The sequence below is a fragment of the Microvirga arsenatis genome (genome assembly GCF_009910705.1).
Lineage (GTDB): Bacteria > Pseudomonadota > Alphaproteobacteria > Rhizobiales > Beijerinckiaceae > Microvirga > Microvirga arsenatis.
The window spans coordinates 1-22,484 of record NZ_JAAAXJ010000017.1 but is presented as its reverse complement, the minus strand read 5'-3'; the positions used below and the strand labels follow the sequence as shown (position 1 = coordinate 22,484).

General features: G+C 64.2%; 22 protein-coding genes and 4 pseudogenes. 3 read left to right on the top strand and 23 right to left on the bottom strand.

Going from position 1 to position 22,484, the window contains the following annotated elements; all coding sequences use genetic code 11:
- Positions 1-43: 43 nt before the first annotated feature.
- Positions 44-514, top strand: coding sequence for a hypothetical protein (locus GR303_RS20330; protein WP_161725319.1), 471 nt, complete (start codon positions 44-46; stop codon positions 512-514).
- Between the two features lie 22 nt (positions 515-536).
- On the opposite strand, the gene GR303_RS20325 is transcribed toward GR303_RS20330, so the two are convergent.
- Positions 537-1,127: a TetR/AcrR family transcriptional regulator gene (locus tag GR303_RS20325; protein WP_161725318.1), complete on the bottom strand. Its 591-nt coding sequence runs from the start codon at positions 1,125-1,127 to the stop codon at positions 537-539.
- 420 nt (positions 1,128-1,547) lie between these two features.
- Between GR303_RS20325 and GR303_RS25495 the strand changes: the two are divergent.
- Positions 1,548-1,655: pseudogene (locus tag GR303_RS25495) on the top strand (IS110 family transposase); the annotation flags it as partial.
- Positions 1,656-2,072: 417 nt separating this feature from the next.
- On the opposite strand, the gene GR303_RS20320 reads toward GR303_RS25495, so the two are convergent.
- From GR303_RS20320 to GR303_RS20275, 10 genes and pseudogenes are all read right to left on the bottom strand, one after another.
- Entirely contained in the window at positions 2,073-2,378 is a 306-nt protein-coding gene (locus GR303_RS20320; protein WP_161725316.1) for a hypothetical protein, read from the bottom strand.
- A gap of 382 nt (positions 2,379-2,760) precedes the next feature.
- Positions 2,761-2,961 (bottom strand): hypothetical protein, encoded by a 201-nt coding sequence (locus tag GR303_RS20315; protein WP_161725315.1) that lies wholly within the window; start codon positions 2,959-2,961, stop codon positions 2,761-2,763.
- Positions 2,962-3,111: 150 nt separating this feature from the next.
- Positions 3,112-3,321 carry a cold-shock protein gene (locus GR303_RS20310; RefSeq protein ID WP_161725313.1) on the bottom strand — a complete coding sequence of 70 codons (210 nt, stop codon included), beginning with the start codon at positions 3,319-3,321 and terminating at the stop codon, positions 3,112-3,114.
- 480 nt (positions 3,322-3,801) lie between these two features.
- A pseudogene (locus GR303_RS20305) lies at positions 3,802-4,131 on the bottom strand (DDE-type integrase/transposase/recombinase); the annotation flags it as partial.
- A 187-nt stretch (positions 4,132-4,318) separates the two neighbouring features.
- Complete coding sequence (locus GR303_RS20300; protein ID WP_161725372.1) at positions 4,319-5,086, bottom strand: SDR family oxidoreductase; 768 nt, start codon at positions 5,084-5,086, stop codon at positions 4,319-4,321.
- Positions 5,067-5,345 (bottom strand): helix-turn-helix domain-containing protein, encoded by a 279-nt coding sequence (locus tag GR303_RS25340; RefSeq protein WP_343038479.1) that lies wholly within the window; start codon positions 5,343-5,345, stop codon positions 5,067-5,069. Before GR303_RS25340 ends, GR303_RS20300 begins: the two co-directional genes overlap by 20 nt.
- 687 nt (positions 5,346-6,032) lie before the next feature.
- Positions 6,033-6,680: a PAQR family membrane homeostasis protein TrhA gene (trhA, locus tag GR303_RS20290; protein ID WP_161725310.1), complete on the bottom strand. Its 648-nt coding sequence runs from the start codon at positions 6,678-6,680 to the stop codon at positions 6,033-6,035.
- A gap of 1,585 nt (positions 6,681-8,265) precedes the next feature.
- Positions 8,266-9,696, bottom strand: a complete 1,431-nt coding sequence (locus GR303_RS20285; RefSeq protein ID WP_161725308.1) for an NAD(P)-binding domain-containing protein — start codon at positions 9,694-9,696, stop codon at positions 8,266-8,268.
- A 15-nt stretch (positions 9,697-9,711) separates the two neighbouring features.
- Positions 9,712-9,966: a DUF1127 domain-containing protein gene (locus GR303_RS20280; protein WP_161725307.1), complete on the bottom strand. Its 255-nt coding sequence runs from the start codon at positions 9,964-9,966 to the stop codon at positions 9,712-9,714.
- A 52-nt stretch (positions 9,967-10,018) separates the two neighbouring features.
- On the bottom strand, positions 10,019-10,336 hold the full coding sequence (locus tag GR303_RS20275; RefSeq protein ID WP_161725305.1) for an ArsR/SmtB family transcription factor: 318 nt from the start codon (positions 10,334-10,336) through the stop codon (positions 10,019-10,021).
- Positions 10,337-10,429: 93 nt separating this feature from the next.
- Between GR303_RS20275 and GR303_RS20270 the strand changes: the two are divergent.
- Positions 10,430-11,238, top strand: a pseudogene (locus tag GR303_RS20270) (sulfite exporter TauE/SafE family protein).
- Positions 11,239-11,244: 6 nt separating this feature from the next.
- Here GR303_RS20270 and arsB read toward each other — a convergent pair.
- The 12 genes and pseudogenes from arsB to GR303_RS20210 all read right to left on the bottom strand — a co-directional run bounded on the left by arsB (position 11,245) and on the right by GR303_RS20210 (position 22,298).
- Positions 11,245-12,312: an ACR3 family arsenite efflux transporter gene (gene arsB, locus GR303_RS20265; RefSeq protein ID WP_161725304.1), complete on the bottom strand. Its 1,068-nt coding sequence runs from the start codon at positions 12,310-12,312 to the stop codon at positions 11,245-11,247.
- Between the two features lie 10 nt (positions 12,313-12,322).
- Complete coding sequence (locus GR303_RS20260) at positions 12,323-12,865, bottom strand: arsenate reductase ArsC (protein ID WP_161725302.1); 543 nt, start codon at positions 12,863-12,865, stop codon at positions 12,323-12,325.
- Positions 12,858-13,214 (bottom strand): ArsR/SmtB family transcription factor, encoded by a 357-nt coding sequence (locus GR303_RS20255; RefSeq protein ID WP_161725301.1) that lies wholly within the window; start codon positions 13,212-13,214, stop codon positions 12,858-12,860. Before GR303_RS20255 ends, GR303_RS20260 begins: the two co-directional genes overlap by 8 nt.
- 552 nt (positions 13,215-13,766) lie before the next feature.
- Entirely contained in the window at positions 13,767-14,144 is a 378-nt protein-coding gene (locus GR303_RS20250; RefSeq protein WP_425487126.1) for a DUF411 domain-containing protein, read from the bottom strand.
- 127 nt (positions 14,145-14,271) lie between these two features.
- Positions 14,272-14,595, bottom strand: coding sequence for a cation diffusion facilitator family transporter (locus GR303_RS25490; protein WP_161725299.1), 324 nt, complete (start codon positions 14,593-14,595; stop codon positions 14,272-14,274).
- A 20-nt stretch (positions 14,596-14,615) separates the two neighbouring features.
- Positions 14,616-15,377: pseudogene (dmeF, locus tag GR303_RS20240) on the bottom strand (CDF family Co(II)/Ni(II) efflux transporter DmeF); the annotation flags it as partial.
- Positions 15,378-15,493: 116 nt separating this feature from the next.
- Positions 15,494-15,949, bottom strand: coding sequence for a CopM family metallochaperone (gene copM / locus GR303_RS20235; protein ID WP_343038484.1), 456 nt, complete (start codon positions 15,947-15,949; stop codon positions 15,494-15,496).
- Complete coding sequence (locus GR303_RS20230; RefSeq protein ID WP_161725295.1) at positions 15,946-16,320, bottom strand: hypothetical protein; 375 nt, start codon at positions 16,318-16,320, stop codon at positions 15,946-15,948. Before GR303_RS20230 ends, copM begins: the two co-directional genes overlap by 4 nt.
- Before the next feature lie 22 nt (positions 16,321-16,342).
- Positions 16,343-19,468 (bottom strand): efflux RND transporter permease subunit, encoded by a 3,126-nt coding sequence (locus GR303_RS20225; protein WP_161725294.1) that lies wholly within the window; start codon positions 19,466-19,468, stop codon positions 16,343-16,345.
- 9 nt (positions 19,469-19,477) lie between these two features.
- A complete protein-coding gene (locus GR303_RS20220) occupies positions 19,478-21,106 on the bottom strand; it encodes an efflux RND transporter periplasmic adaptor subunit (protein ID WP_161725292.1) in 1,629 nt (542 codons plus the stop codon).
- A gap of 63 nt (positions 21,107-21,169) precedes the next feature.
- On the bottom strand, positions 21,170-21,634 hold the full coding sequence (locus GR303_RS20215; protein ID WP_161725291.1) for a hypothetical protein: 465 nt from the start codon (positions 21,632-21,634) through the stop codon (positions 21,170-21,172).
- A 175-nt stretch (positions 21,635-21,809) separates the two neighbouring features.
- Complete coding sequence (locus GR303_RS20210) at positions 21,810-22,298, bottom strand: DUF4396 domain-containing protein (protein WP_161725289.1); 489 nt, start codon at positions 22,296-22,298, stop codon at positions 21,810-21,812.
- Between the last annotated feature and the right edge of the window lie 186 nt (positions 22,299-22,484).

Sequence of the window (22,484 nt, the reverse complement as noted above, 5' to 3'; positions counted from 1 at the left end):
TAACGCCCTCGATCACTCTTGCCAAACGAATAGGGTGCCTTCCATGATCCGGTTTTGGAAAAGTCTCCGAATTGTGGCCGCTTCCGTACTATCTCTCGTCATAGGCGTTCTCTTGGAAGATGTGAGGGCGGAGGAAGACTACCGCATCACGAACGAGGTGGTTCTGATGGACGTGCGCGTCTCGCTCGCTAAGGGGGGAAATCGGGCGCAGATCATGTTCCAGCTGGAGAATCGGAGCAGTGAACGAATCTCGTTCGGAGGGATAACAGTCGCTGATGCCTGGCGCTGCCGGATCGTAGCATCGCTCGGTAATGGGACGAACACGATCTTGGACACAATCCCTGTGGCCCCAGGTGAGGTCCTCTCAATGGACGGAGAGGGGCTTTGGATCGAGGTTGATGGGCTCGCCGGAGGCCTTCCATCGGATGGAACAATCGAGGCGACAGTGAACCTTGGAACTGCCGTCGTTCCGATCAGCCTGACGGTCGAAGGGTTCAAAGAACATTCGAACTGAGGAATGGGGAGCGGTCCAGGTTTCAGCGCGGCGCAGTTGGCCAACTTCGCATGGCGACATCAACCACCCGTTGGAGTTCCTCGCGCGAAGTGCCCGATGCTGCCCTGACCGCCATCCCAAGGCCGACCGAGACGACATAGCGAGCCCAGTCGGCGGGATCCTCATCGCTGGGGAAGTCGCCGTCGGAGCGTGCCTTCTCCAAACGATCGCGCAGGTTGTTCTCGTTGACCATCCGCCGAGCGATGAGTTCCTCGCGGATGGACTCGCTCGCCTCGCTGCAGGCCACGGCCCCATTGACGCCGAGGCAGCCGGGCGGGCTCATGGGATCGGTCAGGACGTCGACATAGCCGCGCAGGAGCCGCTCGACCGCTGTCCGGGCAGTCGGTGCTTGAAGGGCTTCGTGCGCAAAGCACAGGTGCTGGCGCTCATAGAGATCGAGCGTCCGGCGGAAGAGGTCCTCCTTGTTGCCGAATGCGGCATAGAGGCTTGGGCGCGTGATGCCCATTGCTTCCGTCAGGTCGGAGATGGAAGTGCCCTCGTAGCCTCGACGTCGAAAGACCTGAAGCGCGATGTGCAACGCCTCGTCAGGATCGAATTCACGATGGCGGCCCATGGTTCTCCCATCTGCTGCCGGGACGGGGAATAGATCAGGACGTCGCGGCTACATAAGATACCAATCAGTAAAATAATCATTTTCGCGGGATGTTCAAGTTCTTATCCGGATAAGTTGCAATGGTCCTTCCAAGGGTAGCGGCAGTTTTCTGGGCGGCTGTGATTTCCACAGCCGCCCGTCAAGCTAGCAATGAATTGAGTTTGCTTGAGAGCCTCAAGGGCCCGGAATTGATGCAGTGGACGGCTGCCCCCTAGGGTGAGGTGGCATGGTTGTTTCGAGCAGCCAGCGACACAGGAGCAGCCCATGAGAATGGTCACCACCATTGGTCTGGACATCGCCAAGTCCGTCTCTCAGGCGCGCGGCATCAGCGCCACCGGCGAGGTGCTGATCCGACGCCGGGTCGGGCGAGGGTAGGTGCTCAAGTTCTTTGCGGGCTTGCCGTCTTGCCTGATCGGGATCGAGGCCTGCGCCTCGGCTCATCACCGGTCGCGGGAGCTCCAGAGCCTCGGTTATGAGGTGAAGCTCATGCCGCGGCCTCAACCCGATGGCTTTCTCCTCAAGCAAGCGAGCCGTCACCGGCAAATTTAGACGGTCGTGGGATCGGTGGCCACCATCGGCGCCCGGGCGGCCTCGACCTTAGCGATGAGCGAGCCGCCAACATGCTGAAACGCTTCGACGCGATCTTCAACCCGTCTCTGAGGGATGTCAGCGGGTGGTGGATCAAGCCTCGATTGATCTCGTTCCCGTTGCGGCTCAGCTATGATGCCCTCCTGCCGCCGGCCGGTTTCGCCGGAGTGCTGCCCTTGCCTTGGTTCACGAAGGGAGAGGCGGGGATCGGGTTCTTAGGCTTGTCCTGCTTCGGCTTCTTTGCCTCGCGGTTGCCGCGCTTTTCGCCTCTGGCCATAGGGTATCTCCGTTGTCAGTCGGGATCGGGGAATAATTGGCTCAATTGTGGGGTGACGTGTCGAGGAGATGGTCGAAGTCGTCCAGCACCCGGTCGATCAGCCTGCGCCGACGCAGGTCGGATGCATCCAAGTTCTTTGCGAGCAGACCCAGCAGATAGCGCGCCTTCTCGACTGCCTCCGGCCAGTCGGTTGCGGGTGCTGTCGCAAGCAGATCTTCGAGCTCCGCTTGTCTTGCGTGCAGCGCTGCCTGGTCGTCTTCGACCTCGGAGCGCAGGCGTCGAAGGTCGGTGGCTTTCTGGGCTGCCATGCCACGATGCGCATCAAGATTGGTTGGTTGATCAACCATGGTGAGCCGCCTGCGGGTTGAGAGGCTGAAGCGTTACGAGCGATGTAATCTGGTCCATGCATTCACCTCTGCATTGGTAATCGTCAGGTTCGCTCCCCAAGCAACCGCGCCAGTGTCTTGGCTTGCTGAACACTGCCGCCCATCGGCTCGGGGGGCACGAGGTGCCACGCGTGTGCTCGAAGAGCCCAACCCACATCCGAGAGGCTGCCGAGCGGCTCATGTGGCCAGGCATGCTCGCCTGTTGGCGTGAGGATCATGAACTGTCGTGACGCCTTCCGGCCGACCCGAGCAACGTACAGGGCCTCATCACCCTGACGAAGCACGGCAACAGGATCGTAGATCGGCGATCCGTGAAAGAAGGCGTCTGCGTTGGTCAAATGAGTCACGCCTGTGCCGCGATCTCGCTCTCGCGCACGGCGCGCTCGCCGAAGCCGGACGACTTGACGCGGTATGAGACCTCGCCGGTCTGGTCGGCCGGCATCAGGCGAGTCACCTCGTAGATGCCGCTTGTCGTTGCGCGCTTGTCCGAGAAATTCGGATGGATGATGCGGACCAACTGACGAAGTTTATATTTGTGAGACATTCATCTCTCCTGGAGCCCAACTGCTGTTAGGCAGGGCAGGGTGGATAACCGCTGCCGACTGATTGCGGACGCAAACAAAAAGCCGCCCCACAGGGAAGCGGCTTCAAGACCGAGCGGCACAGGCCTATGTCCTGAGCCAGTCATCAGCGATTACGCCGTTTCGATATTGTTGACAGCGATCTTGCCGGAGCGACGGTCCTCGGCCGTGTCGAAGGAGACCTTTTGGCCTTCAACCAGATTGCGCATGCCGGCGCGCTCAAGGGCAGTGGCATGAACGAAGACGTCCTTGCTGCCATCGTTCGGCTGGATGAAGCCGAAGCCCTTCATATCGTTGTAGAATTTTACTGTGCCCATAATCATGGGGTTAGCCTTTCACAATTGCTGTAGATGCACGTGAGTGAAGACGCGCAAAAGCGCGACCTCAGCTCGATTCGTCGATGTAATGGTAAGAAAGTCCGAACGTGCGCCTGACAGTGTCAAAAGCGAAGCGACCCGATTGTCCGGCCAAAATCCGATAACAACGATATAGGTCTAGACACGGGTAATAACAAGCGCCTTTCATATTTTAATTTGATTTAGGCGAAGCTTGCTCCTGAAGGGCAGAAACTCATTCCTCTGCATGCCTCCGAAGCGAAGGGCTCGGCACACGGCCGAACCGCATGCAGTCTCCCATGGCGGATGCCCTGTTTGCGCATGAGGTTGCGTGCTCGGCGAACGGCGTCGTACGATAGGGAGTGGCCGGGTAGATGCCGCGGGCATTGTCAACTTAGCGGCTTGAGATTGGTCCTCCCTTCCTGGACGGCCAGAGCATAATCCAACGACAGCTTCGTCCACCTCATTTCAGACCTGAAAAGCCTGAGCTAGGGATGTGCGGTGAGCAGCGGAGATGCTTGCAGGACAGCGAAAGAGATTGGCAACCTGATCATGAGCCAAGAGGAAGCGCTGCGCCTGCCCGGCTGACTTGGAGCGCTCCGTGATGCGCTCACGTCGTCGGGTCGGCTCGTGACTGTTCTCCGTCCGGTTGTTCAAGCCTCGATATTGCCGATGTTCGACGCTCGGCACCACTGTTCTTTTCGCGATGGCGCAGCTGACTGGTTCATCGGTGATCATCACGTATGGAGTGACGCCTTGCTTCTTGAGCCGCGTCCGCAGCAGACGATTAGCTGCCTTGCGTTCCGAAGCCGCGATGGTTGAAGTAACGCATGTCGGTGCCGAAGATCCCACCGGTCTCGATTGCGGCCGGGATCACTGGGATCGAGAGCGATGGATGGGACCGCCTCGCAGGTCCTTCGGCGCGGGAATGACGACGCCACGCGCTGGTGAGTCGGCTATGATGATGCTCCAGCTACTTTCGGCCTCAGAGGACGGAGATCATTCCGCCGTCGACATAGATGATCTGTCCGCTGACATAGTCGGAGGCCGCCGAGGCGAGGTACACACAGGTGCCCGCCAGCTCGTCCGGGCGACCCCACCGCCTCGCAGGCGTGCGCCCCTTCACCCAGGCATCGAAGGTCGGGTTGTCGATCAAGGCTTGGTTCATGTCAGTCAGCATGTAGCCCGGACCGATGGCGTTGGCTTGAATGCCGAGTTCTGACCACTCAGCCGCCATGGCCTTGGTAAGCATCTTGATGCCGCCCTTTGCCACCGTATAGGGAGCCACGGTCGCACGCGCGAGTTCGCTTGTCAGCGATCCGATGTTGATGATCTTGCCGTACCCGCGCTGAGCCATACGGCGCGCTGCCTCGCGACCGATGATAAAGGCGCTGGTCAGGTTCGTGTCGACGACACGCCTCCAGTCTGCGGTGTCGAGCTCGAGCATCGGCCTGCGGAACTGGATGCCGGCGTTGTTGACGAGGATGTCAATCGCGGTGCCCTGCCCGTCGAGGACATCGAAGGCTTCAAAAATCGCCTTCTCGTCGGTAACGTCAAAGCGCGAGGCTCGCACAGTATACCCCGCCGATTCCATCTCAGCCACGGCCTTCGCCAATCTTTCCTCGTCGGAGCCGTTCAGCACGATCGCGGCACCTGCAGCCGCCAATCCCTCGGCCATTGCGCGGCCAAGACCGCGCGAGGATCCTGTCACGAGGGCCGTCTTGCCTGATAGATCAAAGAGTTTTGTCACGATTACCTTCCTTCAAAAGCTTCTTTAGCGGAATTAGAGTGGATCGAGCCCTGGAGCATCTAACGGCAGAGCGCAGCTCCGGCCCCGGCTCGACCCCATGGCGCTCGTCGACCTTGCGGAATGTGTGGGACAGCGCCGGCTGACTGAGGTTCAGCTGCTCGGCGGCCGCGGTCACGTTCCCGGCGCGGCTCACTTCCCGGAGAATGGCGAGGTGTTGGTGGTTCAGCATCCACGACTTCTGCTCATCGATGAACGGCATCATGCCATTATTCGCCATGAGTTGAACTTGCTAATATCAGTCCGATGGCACTACGCACATTGACGTGAAAAAGGCGATCTCAGCACTCCAGTGATGCTACTTCCGTGCTGCGACAAGAGTTTGGGCGCTCAGCCTGAGACCCTCGTTAGCTTTAGGTAGCTAACGTAAGACTCCGGCTCTCAGACGCTGTCTGGCTTCAGGGCACGCGTGAGCTCTGATCGCAGACGCAGCTCGGCGAAGCAAGTGCTTCTCAGCTAATCAAAATGGGAAGGGGAGGGATGGTCCCAAACTCATCTCACATTGACGCTTGACGTGAGAGTCCAAGGTCACAGAATCTTAGGTTGGATGCCCAGGGCTGCTCGAAAAGCCTGGGTCTCACACCAAAATGCCCAGCGACGATACCCACAATCCGCAGCCTTCATTGGCGGAGCAGTTCAGATCCTGGCCGCGTAGGGCCTTACATGTGGAATAGCGTTCTTCCTACCCTGGAACACAAAGTCGCGACGGAACCGCCCATGACCTCCGTGAAACGTGTACTATTTATAGTGGGCCCCTGGCTGACGAGCCGTCAACAGCAAACAGCTTGGCCTCTGATCGAGTTGCGAGTGCTTTCCTCTGTCTCGGGAGAGTGGAGCCGCGGTTCGAGTCCTTCCATGTGTCGTCGCCTTTGTCTCAGATGTTTCTGCCAGTTCACTCTCTAGCCAGGACCATGCAGTCGAGGACTGCACCATAGTGGCAGACCGCCGCGATAAGGACAAAGGCGTGCCAGATAGCGTTGTGGAAGCGCAGGCTCTCCCAGACGTGAAATACCACCCCAGTGGTGTAGAGCACCCCACCGGAAACCAGGAGCCCGAGGGTTGAATTGGGAAGCATGCCGAACATGGACTCGTAAGCCATAATACCGCTCCAGCCCAAAAGCAGGTAGAGCACGATCGAGAGCCTGTCGAAGCGTCCTGGGAAACTCAGCTTGAGAGCGATTCCCAGTAGGGATGTCAACCATACGCCTGCCAGGAGAACGACAGATTCCAGGCTTGCCTTCATCTGGCTGATGAACGGCGTGTAGGTGCCCGCAATCAGGAGGTAGATCGCGGAGTGGTCAAAGCGGCGTAGAACCCATTTGACCGGAGAAACGGGCCAGAGGTTGTAGGCTGCCGAGACAACGAGCACAGCCAGCAGGCCGCCTGCATAGATTGCAACCGACATCATCTCCCAGGCACCTACCGTCGGTGCAGCCAAAACCAGTAGGAGGGGGACGCCAACGACACCGACGACGATGCCAAGGCCGTGAACAACTCCATCAGCCAGGATCTCGTGCCGGTCATATTTCCACTTGATCATCGTTCCTCGCTTGGACACCCGCCGGCCTAAGCTTGGCTTCCGGAAAGGAAACCTCCGACCTGACGTCGGGTTCCTCGAGGCTGCCCAGGCCGCGACCTTTCGCCCACCAGGGATCTCCACGACTTCGACAATTTCACAATTATATTGCATCGCCCTTGAATGTGCGCCAAGCGACTGGTGACCGCTAGGGCCGAACTTGTGGCAGCGGCATGCTCCAACACGCAACAGCTCAAGACCTACGTGCTTCCGGAGATCGTTCTGTGCGGCGAGCAGGGACAGGGTTGCGAGGATTGGAGCAGTCCGCCCAAGCTGCCATCGTGAAATTCATCATGGCGAAAACGGCGTTGCACTGAATCAGAACCTAGAGGCTTCTGCATGGCGGAAAAAGGAACCAAGAAGAGGCCTAAGACGCGAGCCGCTTGAAGCTACGAAGATAAAGCTTGCGGCAGGGAGATTTGGGCAACTGAGCGAGGGACTTCCTATCGTCTCGCAAACGGATATAGCATATGGGCAGACTTCAAGCCTGGGCAGTTTGAACGGGCGCAGAACGCCCTAAAATATCTCTACATGAACCACTGTAAGGGTGCTCAGAACAAGGCATTCTGATCATTCCGCTAAAGGGACGTCCTGAGCGAACTTCAGCTCAGGATAGGAAGTGACAAGAGACTCGCCGTCGCTACTACCGTATGTACGCTTTGCTCAATATTTAGAGGCTTGCACAACGGTATTGGGAAAGAGCTTGGGGCTTGTGTGACAAGCTTCAATCTCAATTGTGCCTCTGCCCTGGAGCTCTGCCCATCGGGTTTTGTGTTTTCCTCTGAAGATCCATTACTTGAAGTCGTCAGCGATCCCGCTTGGAATGAAGGCTACAGCATGAATAGGGGGATAGGATCAAGGCCATCTGTGTCATCAATGAATGCCTCAATTCGGGGCTGGAGATGAAGCTTTGACGGCCTGTTGTAGTTGCTGATGCAATCTTTCAAGATTGAGAAGTAGAAGCTTCTGAAGGTGTCGAAGAGATCAGAGGCCATATTGTCGATTGCAGTGCCTCTCGATGGTCCTACATACCCCTTCAATTGCCGTGAGTCCTATGGGTTGAAGGTAATGGTAATGTGGACGACACGTGATCCCGGATCGTTCTTGATCTTGGTTTCCATCTCTTTGATCAGAGTTTCTTGAAAGGGCAAAGGCCGCATCGTTGAGCCTAGAGCCCATGCTGACGCCCATCAGCAACCAGGCCAGGAAGTTACGGGAAGGCTGTGGGCCAGCGCCAGCCCCGATCCCAAAAGGACGGAGCTGCCAATGAGGACAGGGTGGCCACCTTTGGCATCGATGGTGCGCCCAACCCATGGCGCGACCAGGCCCGACGCGAGCAGGTCACAGACAGGCCACCGACGACCCAGCCCAGGGACTAGCCCGTGTCGGCGGCAATCGGCTTGGCGAGTGCCGCGGGCAGGTAGTAGGACGATCCTCAGGCGAGGATCTGCGTGACTCCGAGGGTGGAGATGACCACCCTCGGGCCTGGTTTCGGAGTGGCGGGATTGTCCACCACGGCCTCGGTTGCGGAATCTGACACCTGCGGATCTCAGCAGCAGCCGGCCGGCTCGGCAACCTTATCCAGCGCCTGGGTCGGGCCGCAGCCGCAGCCGGACCTACCTTCAGCCTTGGCCTCGGCATCCGCGACGCAGCAGGCTCCGACCTGCGTCGGAGCGGGACCTCCGCAGCAGCTGGACGAGGCGGCCGCGCTGTCCTGCAGGGAGTTGGTCGAGCAAACTCCTGTGTCCGGCAGGACGAGGTGGATGTCGTCCGCTGCCGCGAGGTCGCCTGCGATGGCCGCCACCACGGACCGGACCTGCTCGTAGCCCGTCAGCATCAGGAAGGTCGGGGCGCGCCCGTAGCTCTTGATGCCGACCGTGTAGAAGCCGGGCTCCGGATGGGCGAGCTCGCGGTGGCCGTGCGGCGGCACCGATCCGCACGAGTGCAGGTTCGGGTCGATCAGCGGCCCGAGCGCCTTCGAACTCTCCAGCCACGGATCGAGATCGAGCCGGAGCTCGCGGGTCAGGTTCAGGTCGGGGCGCTGGCCGGTCGACACGACGATTCGATCGACGGGTCCGAGCTCGCGGATGCCCTGTGCCGTCTCACCCTCGACCATGACCTGGTCGCCGGCGGCCTTCACCCGGGTTGCGGAGAAGCCGGAGACCAGGGTGACCCGTCCGCTGTCCACAAGCGCCTTGAGGCTGGACCCAAGCTCGCCGCGGGCCGGGAGCTGGTCGGCTCGGCCGCCACCATACACCCGCATCAGGTTTTCGCCGCGGGTCGCCCAGACGATGGAGGTCGTGGGATCCTGCTCCGCCAGGCGGGTCAGGTCGATAAGCACGTTGGCGGCGGAGTGGCCGGCGCCGACGACCAAGGTCGTCCTGCCCTCATAGGCAGCGCGGTCGCGTCCGAGCACGTCCGGAATGCCGTAGGCGATGCGGTCCGCGTTCTCGGCCTCGCCCTCGGCCAGGATGCCACCCGCGCCAAGCGGATTCGGGGCCGTCCACGTGCCGGAAGCGTCGATCACTGCCCGCGCCAGGTCTCGCCGGATCGTACCGTTGCCGTCGGATACGGCGAGGACGAAGGGCTTGGTCTCACGCCCCTTGCTGAGCACCTTGTCAGCGCCCCACCGGGTGATCGCCTTCACCGTGGCATTGGTCTCGATCACCGCTGCCATCTCCGGCGTCGCGGCAAGCGGCTTGAGGTAGGCCTCGTAGAGGTCCGATCCCGTGGGCATGGCCTTCCCGGGCGGTTGCTGCCAGCCATGGGACTGGAGCAGGGCGCGCGCCGCCGCGTCAGTGTTGTACTCCCACGGTGAGAAGAGACGAACATGACCCCAGTCGCGGACGTTGGCGGCGACGGTCGCGCCCGCTTCGTAGACCTTCACGGGCAGGCCGCGCTGGATCAGGTGGGCGGCGGCGGCCAAGCCGACGGGGCCCGCGCCGATGACGGCTACGGGAAGGGCATCAGACGAGGTCATGGCAGGGCTCCTTGGTCAGCAGCAGGAGGCGGGTCGGGGAGCGAAGCCGTCTCGCACGCGCTCGATGAAGACGCGGCTGTGGCAGCAGAGGAGCTTGAGCATCCGCGAGGGATCGCGGTGGCGGGGCTGGGCCAAGGCGGAGAGGACGTCGGACCGCTCAAGCCCGATGTCGCGCAGGAGGTGATCGTCGAGCTCGCCGAGGGCGACGACCTGCTGGCGGTTCCGAGCTGCGCGGGCGAGATGGAGAAGGAAGGTAAGGAAGCCAGGCATCTGCGTATCCTTTCATATTTCCGGTATCATAGAAATACCGGGCAAAAATAAATCAGGCGGCGTTCTCCGCCTGGACTCCGCACCCTGCGTCGGCGCAGCACTCGTCGGCTAGGAAGCCGATGAGGCCGTTCATTGCCGGGTAGTTGGCCCGGCAGATCAGGGTGGTAGCCTGCCGCTCCTGCGTCACCAGCCCGGTCAACAGAAGCCGCTGGAGGTGATGCGAGAGTGTCGATCCCGGAATGCCGAGGCGCTCCTGGATCTGGCCAACCGGTAGGCCCGCCTCTCCAGCCCGCACCAGGGTGCGATAGACCTGGAGCCGGGTGGTGTTTCCAAGAGCTTCGAGTTGCTTGGCTGCTTGTTCGATGTTCATGGAAATATCGTGAACCTGCTTGGGGCAGTTGTCAAGCGATATTTCTAAAATTATCGAAATTGCGTCTTGGGCCGGGTTTCGTGATGATGCCTTATGAAATCCGATCCCGATCCGCTGATCGTCCACCGGTGCATGCCCGCAGCCTTTGTCGGAGGCACCGTCATCGATACGCTCGGTCGACTCATCGGCCTCGGCAGGGCTGAGTTCCGGTTGCCGCTCCTGATTGGCCTGTTCCGCTTCGCAGCGCTGGACGCGGTGATCCTGAACAAGGCCACGAGTCCCGTCATGGTCGCCTCCGCGCTGCCGTTCCGGGCCGGAACGGTGCCCTTTGGATTGATCGCAGCCCACTGGCCTATCGGGCTCAACCTCCTGGCCGGGAGTCTTCTGGGTGCCTGGGTCGGAGCCGGGGAGCGATCCGCCTGAAGTCGGAGACCCTCTACCGGGTGATCGCTATCCTTCTGGTCGTCATCGCGGGAGTGCTGGTGTTCGGCCACGACCCGAGCGCTGGCCGGCCCCTGCTGGTCGGGACGGCGCAACTCGTCGTTGGCATCATCGCCGCGTTCGTAATCGGCATCGTCGCCTCCCTGCTCGGCGTGGCCGGAGGCGAACTCCTGATTCCGATCCTGGTGCCGTTGTTCGGGGCCGACATCAAGCTGGCCGGAAGCCTGTCCCTGGCGGTCAGCCTGCCGACCATGCTCGTGGGCTTCACCCGCTACAGTCGGGACTGGAACTTTTCCGTTCTCGGCCGTAACCGCGCCTTCCTGCTCCTCATGGCCGCGGGTTCGGTTGCCGGAGCGTTCATCGGAGGCCTCCTGCTCGGCATCGTTCCCGATGCCGTCCTGCTACCGACCCTGGCCGCAATCCTGCTGGTTTCAGCGGTCAAAGTGTGGCGTCACGGGTGAAAGGGCTCACTCGCCCGCCGGCACCTTCCGTCCGGAGAGAGCGGACCGCCTGATGCCCCGCTCGTACCAGCCCTGGCTGCGGTTCACGATCCAAACGACCGAGAGCATCACGGGCACCTCAATCAGGACGCCGACGACGATCGCCAGCGCCGCGCCGGAGTTGAACCCGAACAGACTGATGGCGGCTGCGACGGCAAGCTCGAAGAAGTTGCTGGCGCCAATCAGGGCCGAGGGACCGGCGACGCAGTGCTGCTCGCCCGCGATCCGGTTGAGCAGGTAGGCCAGCCCCGAGTTGAGATAGACCTGAATCAGGATCGGCACGGCTAACATGGCGATGACGAGAGGCTGGGCCAGGATCTGCTCACCCTGGAAGCCGAACAACAGGACAAGTGTGGCGAGCAGCGACACCAGAGAAAGCGGTTGCAGGACCAGCAGCAGACCGGTGAGAGCAGCCTCGCCACCCAGCGCAATCAGGCGGGAACGCAGGAATTGGGCGAGGATCACGGGGATGACGATGTAGAGCACGACCGAGAGCAGGAGCGTGTCCCACGGCACCGCGATAGCGGATAGGCCGAGCAGCAGAGCCACGATGGGTGCGAAGGCCACCACCATGATGACGTCGTTGAGCGCTACCTGGCTCAGGGTGAAGTGCGGCTCACCCTTGGTCAGGTGGCTCCAGACAAACACCATCGCCGTACAGGGCGCGGCGGCTAGGATGATCAGGCCGGCGATATAGGAGTTGATCTGGTCCGCGGGCAGGTAGGGCCTGAACACGTACCCGACGAAGAGCCAGCTGAGCGCCGCCATCGAGAACGGCTTCACCGCCCAGTTGATGAACAGGGTCACGCCGATGCCGCGCCAGTGCTCGCGCACCCGCCCGAGCGAGGCGAAGTCGATCTTGATCAGCATCGGGATGACCATAAGCCAGATCAGGGCCGCGACGGGCAGGTTCACCTTGGCGACCTCAAGGGCGCCGATGGCCTGGAAGAAGCCGGGGAAGACATGGCCGAGGACGATGCCAGCGACGATGCACAGGGCGACCCAGAGGGTCAGGTAGCGTTCGAAGATGGACATGGGGAAGGTCTCAGGCCGGGTGACGGTCGAAAGGGACCACGGTGCCAGAGGTCGCGCCCTCGAGGCGTCCGATCTCCTTCAGGTGATTGGCGAGGGCGGCTTGGTCGAGGCTCACCATGGGCAGGGCAAGGAAGGCGGATATCCGGTTCTTCAGGTATTTGAAGGCCTGGACGAAGGCACGTTCCCTCTCGATGTCGCTGCCCTCGACGGCGGCGGGATCCTCGATGCCCCAGTGGGCCGTGGCCGGATGGCCGATCCAGACCGGGCAGGCCTCGCCCGCGGTGCTGTCGCATACCGTGAAGATGAAGTCCATCTGCGGCGCCCCGGGTCCGGAGAACTCGTCCCAGCTCTTGGAGCGGAAGCCGTCGGCGGGGTAGCCGAAGCTGTCGAGCACCTTCAGGGCGAACGGGTTGACCGTGCCCTTGGGCTGGCTGCCGGCCGAGAAGGCGTTGAAGCGGCCGGCTCCGTCCTTGCGCAGGATGCCCTCGGCCAGGACCGAGCGGGCAGTGTTTCCGGTGCAGAGGAACAGGACGCTGTAGGGGCGGTCAGCCATCGGCGGTCTCCTTGGGAGGGCAGCACGGGGTCAGGACGTCGAGAATGGGTGTGCACACGTCGGGGTGGCCGCCGCAGCAGTCCTGGAGCAGGAAGGTCGCGACCTCCCGGAAGCGGGCGAGGTCGGCGCGGTAGATAATCGAGCGGCTCCGGCGCTCGGAACGCACCAGACCCGCACGCGAGAGGATCCCCAGATGCGACGACATTGTGTTGTGCGGGATGCCTAGCTCACGGGCGATGTCGCCCGCCGGCAGCCCTTCCGGCTCGTGCTTCACCAGCAGGCGGAACACGTGGAGGCGGGTCGACTGGGCGAGGGCCGCAAGGGCCAGGATAGCGCTCTTTGATTCCATATGTCGAGACTTATAGACATATTCGGAGACAGGTCAAGTGCAGGCCTGGAGGGCACGCGGTCGTGAGGTCACTCATGTTTGGCGGCTGCGCAACTCAGGTCTTGGGGTGTCGGCACCCCGCAAGCCGTCGGGTTCGGCGAGCCTATACCGACGGCGATCAGTTCGGCCTGGGTATCTCCGGAGCCGGGGACGGAGGAGTTGCGGGGACGTCCTGCGGCAGCCCGGGCATGCCCTGCATAACGCCCGGCTGTTGCGGCTGAGGCTGCATCATGGCCATGTTCCGGCAGCAGGGGCACATGCCACCTGCGGACAGGCCCGGCTGTGCAGGCTGGGTCATCTGGCCTGGTTGCTGGGTTTGGGCGGTTGCCGTCTGCGCCCCGCACATCATCGGACTGGCCGTTGCGGTCGAACCCTGCTGCAACGGCGATGGCCAAGGTGAGTTTTCCCATAGCGTGTTCCTCTGGAACTGACCTGGGGAGGTTCGTGCCGTTTGCGGGCCTCGGCAACTCGCAATGTGGTGAGCGATCACGTCTCGGGGTGATGAGGCACCGGTCAGACGGTGCGCGCACCTTCGTAGCGGGCGAAGGTCGTCCGGCCCGACGGCCCGAACAGCACGACCTCGTAGCTGTCCGGCGCCATGCCCTCCATCTCCATGCCTGGCGAGTCCATCGGCATTCCGGCAACGGCAAGACCCTTGCCCGCCGGCTTCTCGGCGAGCAGGCGCTTGATGGCGTCGGCTGGCACGTGCCCCTCGATGACGTAGCCACCGATCTCGGCGGTGTGGCAGGAAGCGAGGTCCTCGGGCACGCCGAGGCGCACCTTCACGCGGTTGATCTCCGACGTCTCGACTACGTCCGCGGAGAAGCCCGCCTGGCGCAGGTGGTCGACCCAGCCGGTGCAGGAGCCGCAGGTCGGATCCTTGCTGACCACGATCCTGGGAAGGTCCTGGGCCTGCAAGGGGCGGGAATGCGCGAGCAGGGCAGCGCCGCAAGGCCGGTGACGAGGCTGCGCCGGGTCATGTGCATGGCGTTCATCGGTTCATCTTTCCGGCAGCCGATCAGGCCGCCTCGCGCTGCGGGTGGTCGGGGCAAGCATGGACCTCGACGGTCACGTGGGACAGGCCCTCGATGCCGGCCAGCCGCTGCTTGTAGATGTCCGGCGACCGAGGGGCGTCCGACACGACGGAGACGATCAGGCCGGCATGACCAGGGCCGAGGCGCCAGAGGTGGAGATCCGTCACGCGGTCCTCCCCGACCTCGATCCGCTCGCGGACCAACCGTGCAAGTCTCTGGTCGGGGACCGTATCCAGGAGGGTGGCTCCGGCCGTGCGGATCAGCCCCCATGACCACTGCGCGATGACGAGAGCGCCCGCCACGCCCATCAGGGGATCGAGCCAGCTCCATCCAGGAGGGTGGCTCCGGCCGTGCGGATCAGCCCCCATGACCACTGCGCGATGACGAGAGCGCCCGCCACGCCCATCAGGGGATCGAGCCAGCTCCAGGCATAGAAGCGGCCGGCAAGCAGCGCCACGATAGCGAGGACGGAGGTCAGGGCGTCGGCGAGAACGTGCAGATAGGCGGCACGGATGTTCGTGTCGCCTCCGTGATGGTCGCCGTGCCCGTGATGATGCTGGCCCCCGTGATCATGGTTGTGCTCGTGCCCATGGGCATGATGATGTCCGTGATCATGGTAATGATGCCCGTGATGGTCACCGGCCAGCAGCCAGGCGCTGGCGAGGTTCACGGCAAGCCCGATCACCGCCACCACCGTGGCTTCGCCGAATTGGATCGAAACCGGGTTCATCAGGCGCATGAGGCTCTCGTAGCCGATCAGCAGGGCGATCAGGGCCAGGATGATCGCGCTGGAGAATGCCGCGAGTTCGCCGACCTTGCCGGTTCCGAACGAGAAGCGGGGATCGTGGGCGTGCCTGCGGGCGAAGCGGTAGGCCAGCGCCGCGATGGCGAGCGCCGCGGCATGGGTTGACATGTGCCAGCCGTCCGCCACCAGCGCCATGGACCCGAAGATCGTCCCGGCGACGATCTCCGCAACCATCATGACCGCCGTCAGGCCGACCACCAGCCAGGTGCGCCGCTCGTGCCGGTCGTGGTCCTCTCCGAGGAAGACGTGGTCGTGCTGCCAGTGGTTCAGGGTATGACTGTGCATCGGATAGCTTTCGTTGCTCGTGCCGTACATGGGCGGTGCAAGGGACGCCGGGAAGCGGCACATGGCCACTCCAGGCCAGGGACGGGCAAAAGGCCGCTGCCCGCCTGCCATGAACGCTACTTGCCGTTCTTCTTCAGCCAGTCCTCCATCTCGGCGATCTCCTTCTCCTGATCGTCGATGATCTCCTGGGCCATCCGCCTCGTCTCGGGATCCTTGGCGTGCTTCAGGGCAACCTTCGCCATCTCGACGGCGCCCTGGTGGTGCGGAATCATGTGCGTGCGGAAGTCCACGTCCGGGTTGCCAGTGTAGGGCACGCTCACGTTGTGCATCATCTTCATGTCCGCCGCCTTGAAGTCCTTGGTCGAGGCCGGATCGTTCGGCGACGGCATCATCTTCTGCATCGCCGCCGGGTCCATGTGGCCCATGGGCACGGCGCCGGACGTCGGCATGCTGCCGTGACCCTGGTGCGAGGTCTGCGCGTACGCCACGCCGGCAACGGCGGTGATCGCGAGAGCGGCGATGGTCTTGGTGATCGTCTTCATCGTTTTCTCCTTGTTGTCGGAAAAGGTCAGTTGTTGACGAAGCGGGCCTGGACGGAGTGCCCGTCGGCCATGGTGGCCGAGACGACCACGCGGGCGCCCGAGCCGAGCGGCTGGGGCAAGGTGCCGACGAGCCTGTTGGGCTCGGCCGGCTGGAGCGGGACGGTCGCCGTCTTGCCGCCATCCTGCACGATGGCGCGGGCGTTCTTCGTGCCCGCGGATGCGAGCGGCTTGTCGTCCGCCTCGGTGAGGAACAGGACGAGCTCGGAGCCCTTGGCGACCAACTCGACGTGGTGGCCGGCGCTGTCGACGACTGGGCCGCCGTTCGGGCCTTTAGCCATCTCGTGGGCGGTTGCTCCCAGGGGAGCGGTTGCGATGGCAAGCGCGAGGATGAGATGCTTCATGGTTTTCTCCGTGTGTCGTGGATCAGAAGGCTTCCGCCGGGGTGAGGCCGCCGGCGCCGCCCTCGCGGCTGGCCTGGATGCGCTCCAGCGGCTTGCGGCCGAAGGTCAGGAACAGGACCGGGGTGAGGAAGGTGTCGATCAGTGTCGCCGAGATCAGCCCGCCGAAGATCGTCACCGCTACGGGATGCAGGATCTCGCGCCCGGGCTCGTCCGCTCCGATCAGGAGTGGGATCAGCGCGAGACCGGCGGACAGGGCCGTCATCAGCACCGGCGTCAGCCGCTCCAGGCTGCCGCGGATGACGAGGTCCTTGCCGAACTGCTCGCCCTCGTAGAGCGCGAGGTTGATGTAGTGCGAGACCTTCAGGATGCCGTTGCGGGCCGAGATGCCGGCGAGCGTGATGAAGCCGATCATTGAGGCGACCGAGAGCGGCTGCCCGGCGATGTTGAGCGCGATCACGCTGCCGATGAGCGCCAGCGGGATGTTGCCCATGATGATCAGCGCCAGCGCCGGCGACTGGTAGCGGCTGTAGAGGACGACAAACACCATCGCGAGCGACAGAAGCGAGAGTGCCCCGATCCGGAGCGTGGCCTCCTCCTGCGCCTGGAAGGTGCCCTCCAGGCGGGTGACATAGCCCTGCGGCCACTGCGTCTCCCCGGTGATGCGGCGGATGTCGGCGATGATGGCCACCATGTCGCGCCGGCCGTCGGTGTTGCCGAGCACCGCGATCCGGCGCTGGCCGTTCTCGCGCAGGACCTGGTTCGGCCCGTCCGTCTCCTGGACCGCCGCGATCATGCGCAGCGGCACGTGGCCGGTCGGCGTGGCGATGAGCAGGTCGCCGAGGCCAGTGGTGGAGCGGTCCTGGTCGGACAGGCGCATCACCACGTCGAAGCGGCGGTTGCCCTCGACGATCTGCGAGACCGTGCGCCCGTTCGACATCGTCTCCAGACCTTGCGTCACCGTCGCCGGCGTGAGGCCGTAGAGGGCGGCCTTCTCATAGTCCACGTCGATGCGCAGTTGCGGGATGCGCACCTGCTTCTCGACCTGAAGATCGACGAGGCCCTCGACGCTCGATAGCCGCTCGCGCAGGCCCTCCGCCAGGGTGCGCAGAGTGTCGATGTCCTCGCCGTAGATCTTGAGCGCGATCTCGGCGCGCACGCCCGAGAGCATGTGGTCGAGGCGGTGCGAGATCGGCTGGCCGACGTTGAGCGTCGCGGGCAGGACGGCCAAGCGGGCGCGGATGTCGCCCATCACCTCCTCCTTCGAGCGCTCCGACTGCTTCAGGTCGACGTCGATCTCGGAGGAGTGCACGCCCTCTGCATGCTCGTCGAGCTCGGCTCGCCCCGTGCGGCGTCCGACCGAGATCACCTCCGGCACGTCCTTGATCAGGTTCTCCGCGACCAGCCCGAGCCGATGGCTCTCGGCCAGAGCGATGCCGGGATTGTAGGCGAGGCTGATCGTGAGCGTGCCTTCGTTGAACGGCGGCAGGAAGGCCCGCGGCAGCAGCGTCGCCCCGTAGGCCGCCAGGCCGACGCCCAGCAGGATGGTGGTGAACAGGATCCCGCGGTGCCCGAAGGCCCAGCGCAGCAGAGCTGCGTTCCCGCGCTTGAGGTGCCGGACCACGAAGCTGTCGTGCTCGTGGCCTTTCACCCTCCCCGAAAGCAGGTAGTAGGCCAGCACCGGCGTCACGGTGATCGAGGTGGCGAGCGAGCCCAGGATCGACACGATGTACGCCACGCCCAGCGGGGCGAAGAGGCGTCCTTCGATGCCGGAGAGGGCGAAGAGCGGGATGAACACCAGGATGATGATCATCGTCGCATAGACAATGCCGGACCGTACCTCCTGGGATGCCGCCGCGATCACCTCCAGCACGGGCCGTGGATCGGGAAGCTCCCGGTTCTCCTTGAGCCGGCGCAGGATGTTCTCGACGTCGACCACGGCGTCGTCGACGAGCTCGCCGATGGCGATGGCCAGGCCGCCCAGCGTCATGGTGTTGATGGTGAGCCCGAAGGCGTTGAACACGAGCACGGTCACCAGGATCGAGATCGGGATCGCGGTCAGCGAGATCACGGTCGCCCGCACGTTCATCAGGAACAGGATCAGGATCACGGCAACGACGGCGGCCGCCTCCAGCAGCACCCGCTTCACGTTGTCGACCGAGGTCTCGATGAAGGTCGCCTGCCGGAACTGCAGGTTGGTGGCCGACACACCCTGCGGCAGCGTCTTCTGGATCTCGGCCAGCGCGGCCTCGATCTTGCCGGTGAGGTCGACCGTGTCGGCGCCGGGCTGCTTTTGGATCGACACGATCACGGCGGGCTTGCCCTGGAAGCCGGCGTCGCCGCGCTTCACCCGCGGGGCGAAGTCGACCTGGGCCACCTGGTGCAGGAAGACCGGCTGGCCCTGCTTGTGGACCACCACCGTATTGCGCAGGTCCTCCAGGCGCCGGGTCATGCCGACGTTGCGGATCAGGTACTCGCGCCCGTGCTGGTCGACGAAGCCGCCGCCGGTGTTGGTGCCGAAGCGGGTGACAGCGGCCTCGATCTGCTCGTGGGTGACGTCGAGCGCCTGCAGGGCCGCGATGTTGGGCACGATGCGGTACTGCCGGACCTCGCCGCCGATGGGAATGACCTGGGCCACGCCCGCGATTGTGAGGAGCTGCGGCCGGATGATGAAGTCGGCGATCTCGCGCACCTCCATCGGCGAGACCGTGTCGCTGGTCACCGCGACCAGCATGATCTCGCCCATGATCGAGGTGACCGGCCCCATCTGCGGGGTGACGCCGGTTGGGAGCTGCTCGCCCACGAGCGCCAGACGCTCGGCGACGAGCTGGCGCGAGCGGTAGATGTCGGTGCTCCAGTCGAATTCCACGTAGACGATGGACAGGCCGACGCCTGACACCGAGCGCACCCGGGTCACGCCCGGCATGCCGTTCATAGCGGTCTCCAGCGGGTAGGTGACAAGCTGCTCCACCTCCTGCGGGGCGAGGCCCTCCGCCTCGGTCATCAGGGTGACGGTGGGCCGGTTGAGATCCGGGAATACGTCCACCGGCACCCGCGGCAGGATCCACGAGCCATAGGCGACGAGGACCAGCGCCGCCGCGATGACGAAGAGCCGGTTCTTGAGGCTGCTGCTGACGAGAAAGTTGAACATCGCCGTGCCTCACCGGATCTGGTTGATGAGTTCGGAGCCGCGGATCACGATCCGCTCGCCCTCGGCGACGCCGGCCCGGATCACGAGCCGGGTGGCGTCGAAGGGCTCGGTCCGCACCGGCCGCGCCTCGAAGCGCTCGGGATCCGTGTGGCGCCACACCACCGCCTCGCCGTTAGCTCCCCGCACGACTGCGTCCCGGGGCATGATGATGTCCCTGATGGAAACCCCGTTCTGCGCGAAGACCGTGACCGGCGAGCCGACCGACAGGTTGCCCGGCGGGTTCTCGATGGCGAACTGCACCACGGTGGCCTGCTGCTGCATCGCCTTGCTGAAGCCCTGGAAGGCGAGCTTAAGGGGCGTGCCGTCGACGGCGGTGGCGCTGGCGCCGGTTACCTTGGCGGGATCGATCTCGCCGTAGACGAGAGCCTCCACCCAGAGCCCCTTCGGGTCGACGATCTGGAAGATCACGTCCTGGGAGGCGACGACCTGGCCGGCGACGATCCGCGCCGCGGCGATGGTGCCGTCGATGGGGGCCAGCAGAACCTCGGGTTCGATGCGGGTCTGGCGCACGATCTCGCGGCGGCGGCGCAGCCCCTCCAACTCGATCTCGACGTCGGTGACTTGGCTCGGCGGGGCGACGCCGCGATCCGAGAGTTGGCGCACGCGCTTGAGCTTGGTCTCGGCGATCGCGATCTCCTGCTCGATCTCGCCCACACGCTCGGACAGCGTGGTGCGGTCGGCCTGGGGCAGCGCCTGCTCGACCAGGGCCAGCACGTCGCCCTTCCGGACCGCCTGACCGAGGCGCGGAAGCCCCGTCTCGGGAGCGATGATGCGGCCGCCGTTGATGCTCTGCACCAGGCCGGAGCGGTTCGGGTCGGCGATGACGCGTCCGATCAGGCTCACCGCCTTCTGCGCCTCCTCCGGCTTCGTCAAGGTAGTGCGCACGTTGAGCAGGCGCTGGCTCGGCTTGGGCACGAACACCGTGCCGTCCGGCAGGCGACGCGGGGTGTCGCCCGCGGGGAGAGCGGCCTTCGCGGTCTCGGCGCCGTGGTCATGCCCCTCATGGGCGAAGGCATAGGCCGTCGAGACGACGAGCACGACGAGCGCCATGCCCGCGACAGGCACCAGCTTCCTGCGGCTCCGGGCCACCAGGCCCAGCAGGAAGCCGAGCGCGAGCGCGACGCCGGCGATCACGTAGGGCATGGCCACCTCGATGTTGCCGAGCCGCACGGACGGGGTGTTCTGCAGGACTTGAAGCGGCGTGCCCCGCGCCGGGGCCGGAGCCGTGGCGACTGCCTTGGCGGGCAACTGCAGGGTGCCGATCAGCAGGTCGTCGCCGCCCGGGGCGGTGACAGCGAAGATGAGCTCGAGCGGGCCTTCGCCGGCGAACTTGGGCGAAGCCACCGTGTAGGTGCCGTCGGCGGCGGCCTCGGCCTGTACCTCCTCGTCGCCGCCGACGGTGACGGCGATCCTGGCATCGGTCACGGGCTCGTTCGAGGCGAAGCGGTCCAGGTAGATGCCGAGGCGGTCGCCGCGCAGGACCCCGACGAACTCGTAGGCGTCCGACTGGGCCGTGACCCGCGGATTGCCGGTGGTGACCGCGGCGGGGCGCGGGGCGCCGTTGCAACGGGTAAGCATTGGGTGAACCCCGGATCATGAGCACGTCGTCGGGAGCGACGCGGCGTCAGGCCGGTCGCTCGGTTACGCGATGCTGGGGGTTCGTGGCGGGCGCTTGAGCTGGCCCGGGTCGATGCCGGAGCCGCGCTGGCTGCCTGGGACAAGCGACAGCGCCAGGGTCCTCGGGGCGGAGATCGCACTCAGTCCCAAGGGAGCCATCGCGATCGGGCAGGCGCTGGCGCAGCAGGAGCCCTGTGTCCCTGCGTCGGCCTGCTGGCCGTCGGGAGCGACCTCCTCCGCAACGTCGGCCTTGGCATGGTGATGGGTGACCCCATCACCATGATCGTGCGCGGCCTGGTGGACGTGCATCGTAGCCTTGGGAGCATGCTGATGCCCGGTGCCGGCAGAGGCCGTCTGCTGGCAGTCGGACGGGCCCTGCCCATGCCGGTGCATGCCCGCCAGCACGCCGCTGTGGAGCACGAACGACGCCACGGCCACGAGCATCAGGCTTGTGACAAGGAGCCGGAAGTGGATCCAGGCAGCGCTCAACGAATCGTTCCTCCAGGCTGGGAAACCACCTGACAGCGGTTAGGTTTCCGAACGGTTACCTCGACGCAGGACATGGCGGATGTGGGGCAAGTAGCCATGCCGCTTCAAGGTGCCCCTTCCAACCGTGGCAAGGTCAAGCCTCGTTCTCCCCAAGAGAAGGACATGCTCATCTTCGTTAATGGTGAGCGTGGACGAGGGCATGCCCCCGCCCGCGGGCGATGAGCCAGCGGTTGAGCGGGAAGGCGAAGGCGCCGGCGATGACGAGGGCGACCGCGAGGCTGCCCCAGAAGAGCGGGCTCGACAGCGGCGCGTCCATGGCGCCGGGGATCACCAGCATGACGGCGTTGTCGACGATCTCCATGAGAGTGATCGAGGCCGTGTCCGAGGCGAAGGCCAGGCCGACGGCGGTACTGAGTGCCATGCCGCTGCGCAGGAGGGGCAGCATGGTGAGCGCGTAGCCGAACAGGAAGGCGAGGGCGACCGCGAGCGCGATGGTGGCGACCGCGCCCCAGCCCAGGGCGGTGCCGATCACCATGCCGAGCACCTCGCCGATGGCACAGCCCGTGAGGCAGTGGACGGTGGCGCTGAAGGCCACGCGGTTGAGGCTCGGGGCCGGAGCCGTGGACCCATGATGACCATGATGGTGATGAGCGTCGGCTTGCATGACGGTCTCCTATCCGAGGGGCTTTAGGACTGATGTGGCGGGAATGCGGATCGCGCGGAGCACCCGGTCAAGTCCGTCGAGGAGGCCTGGGATGACCACCTCCGACGGCTTGGGCTGCGAGGAGAGGCTGCGCAGGGCCGCGGCCATGCGCTCGGGCGTGCGCGGCTCCCGGTAGTCGCTCAGCAT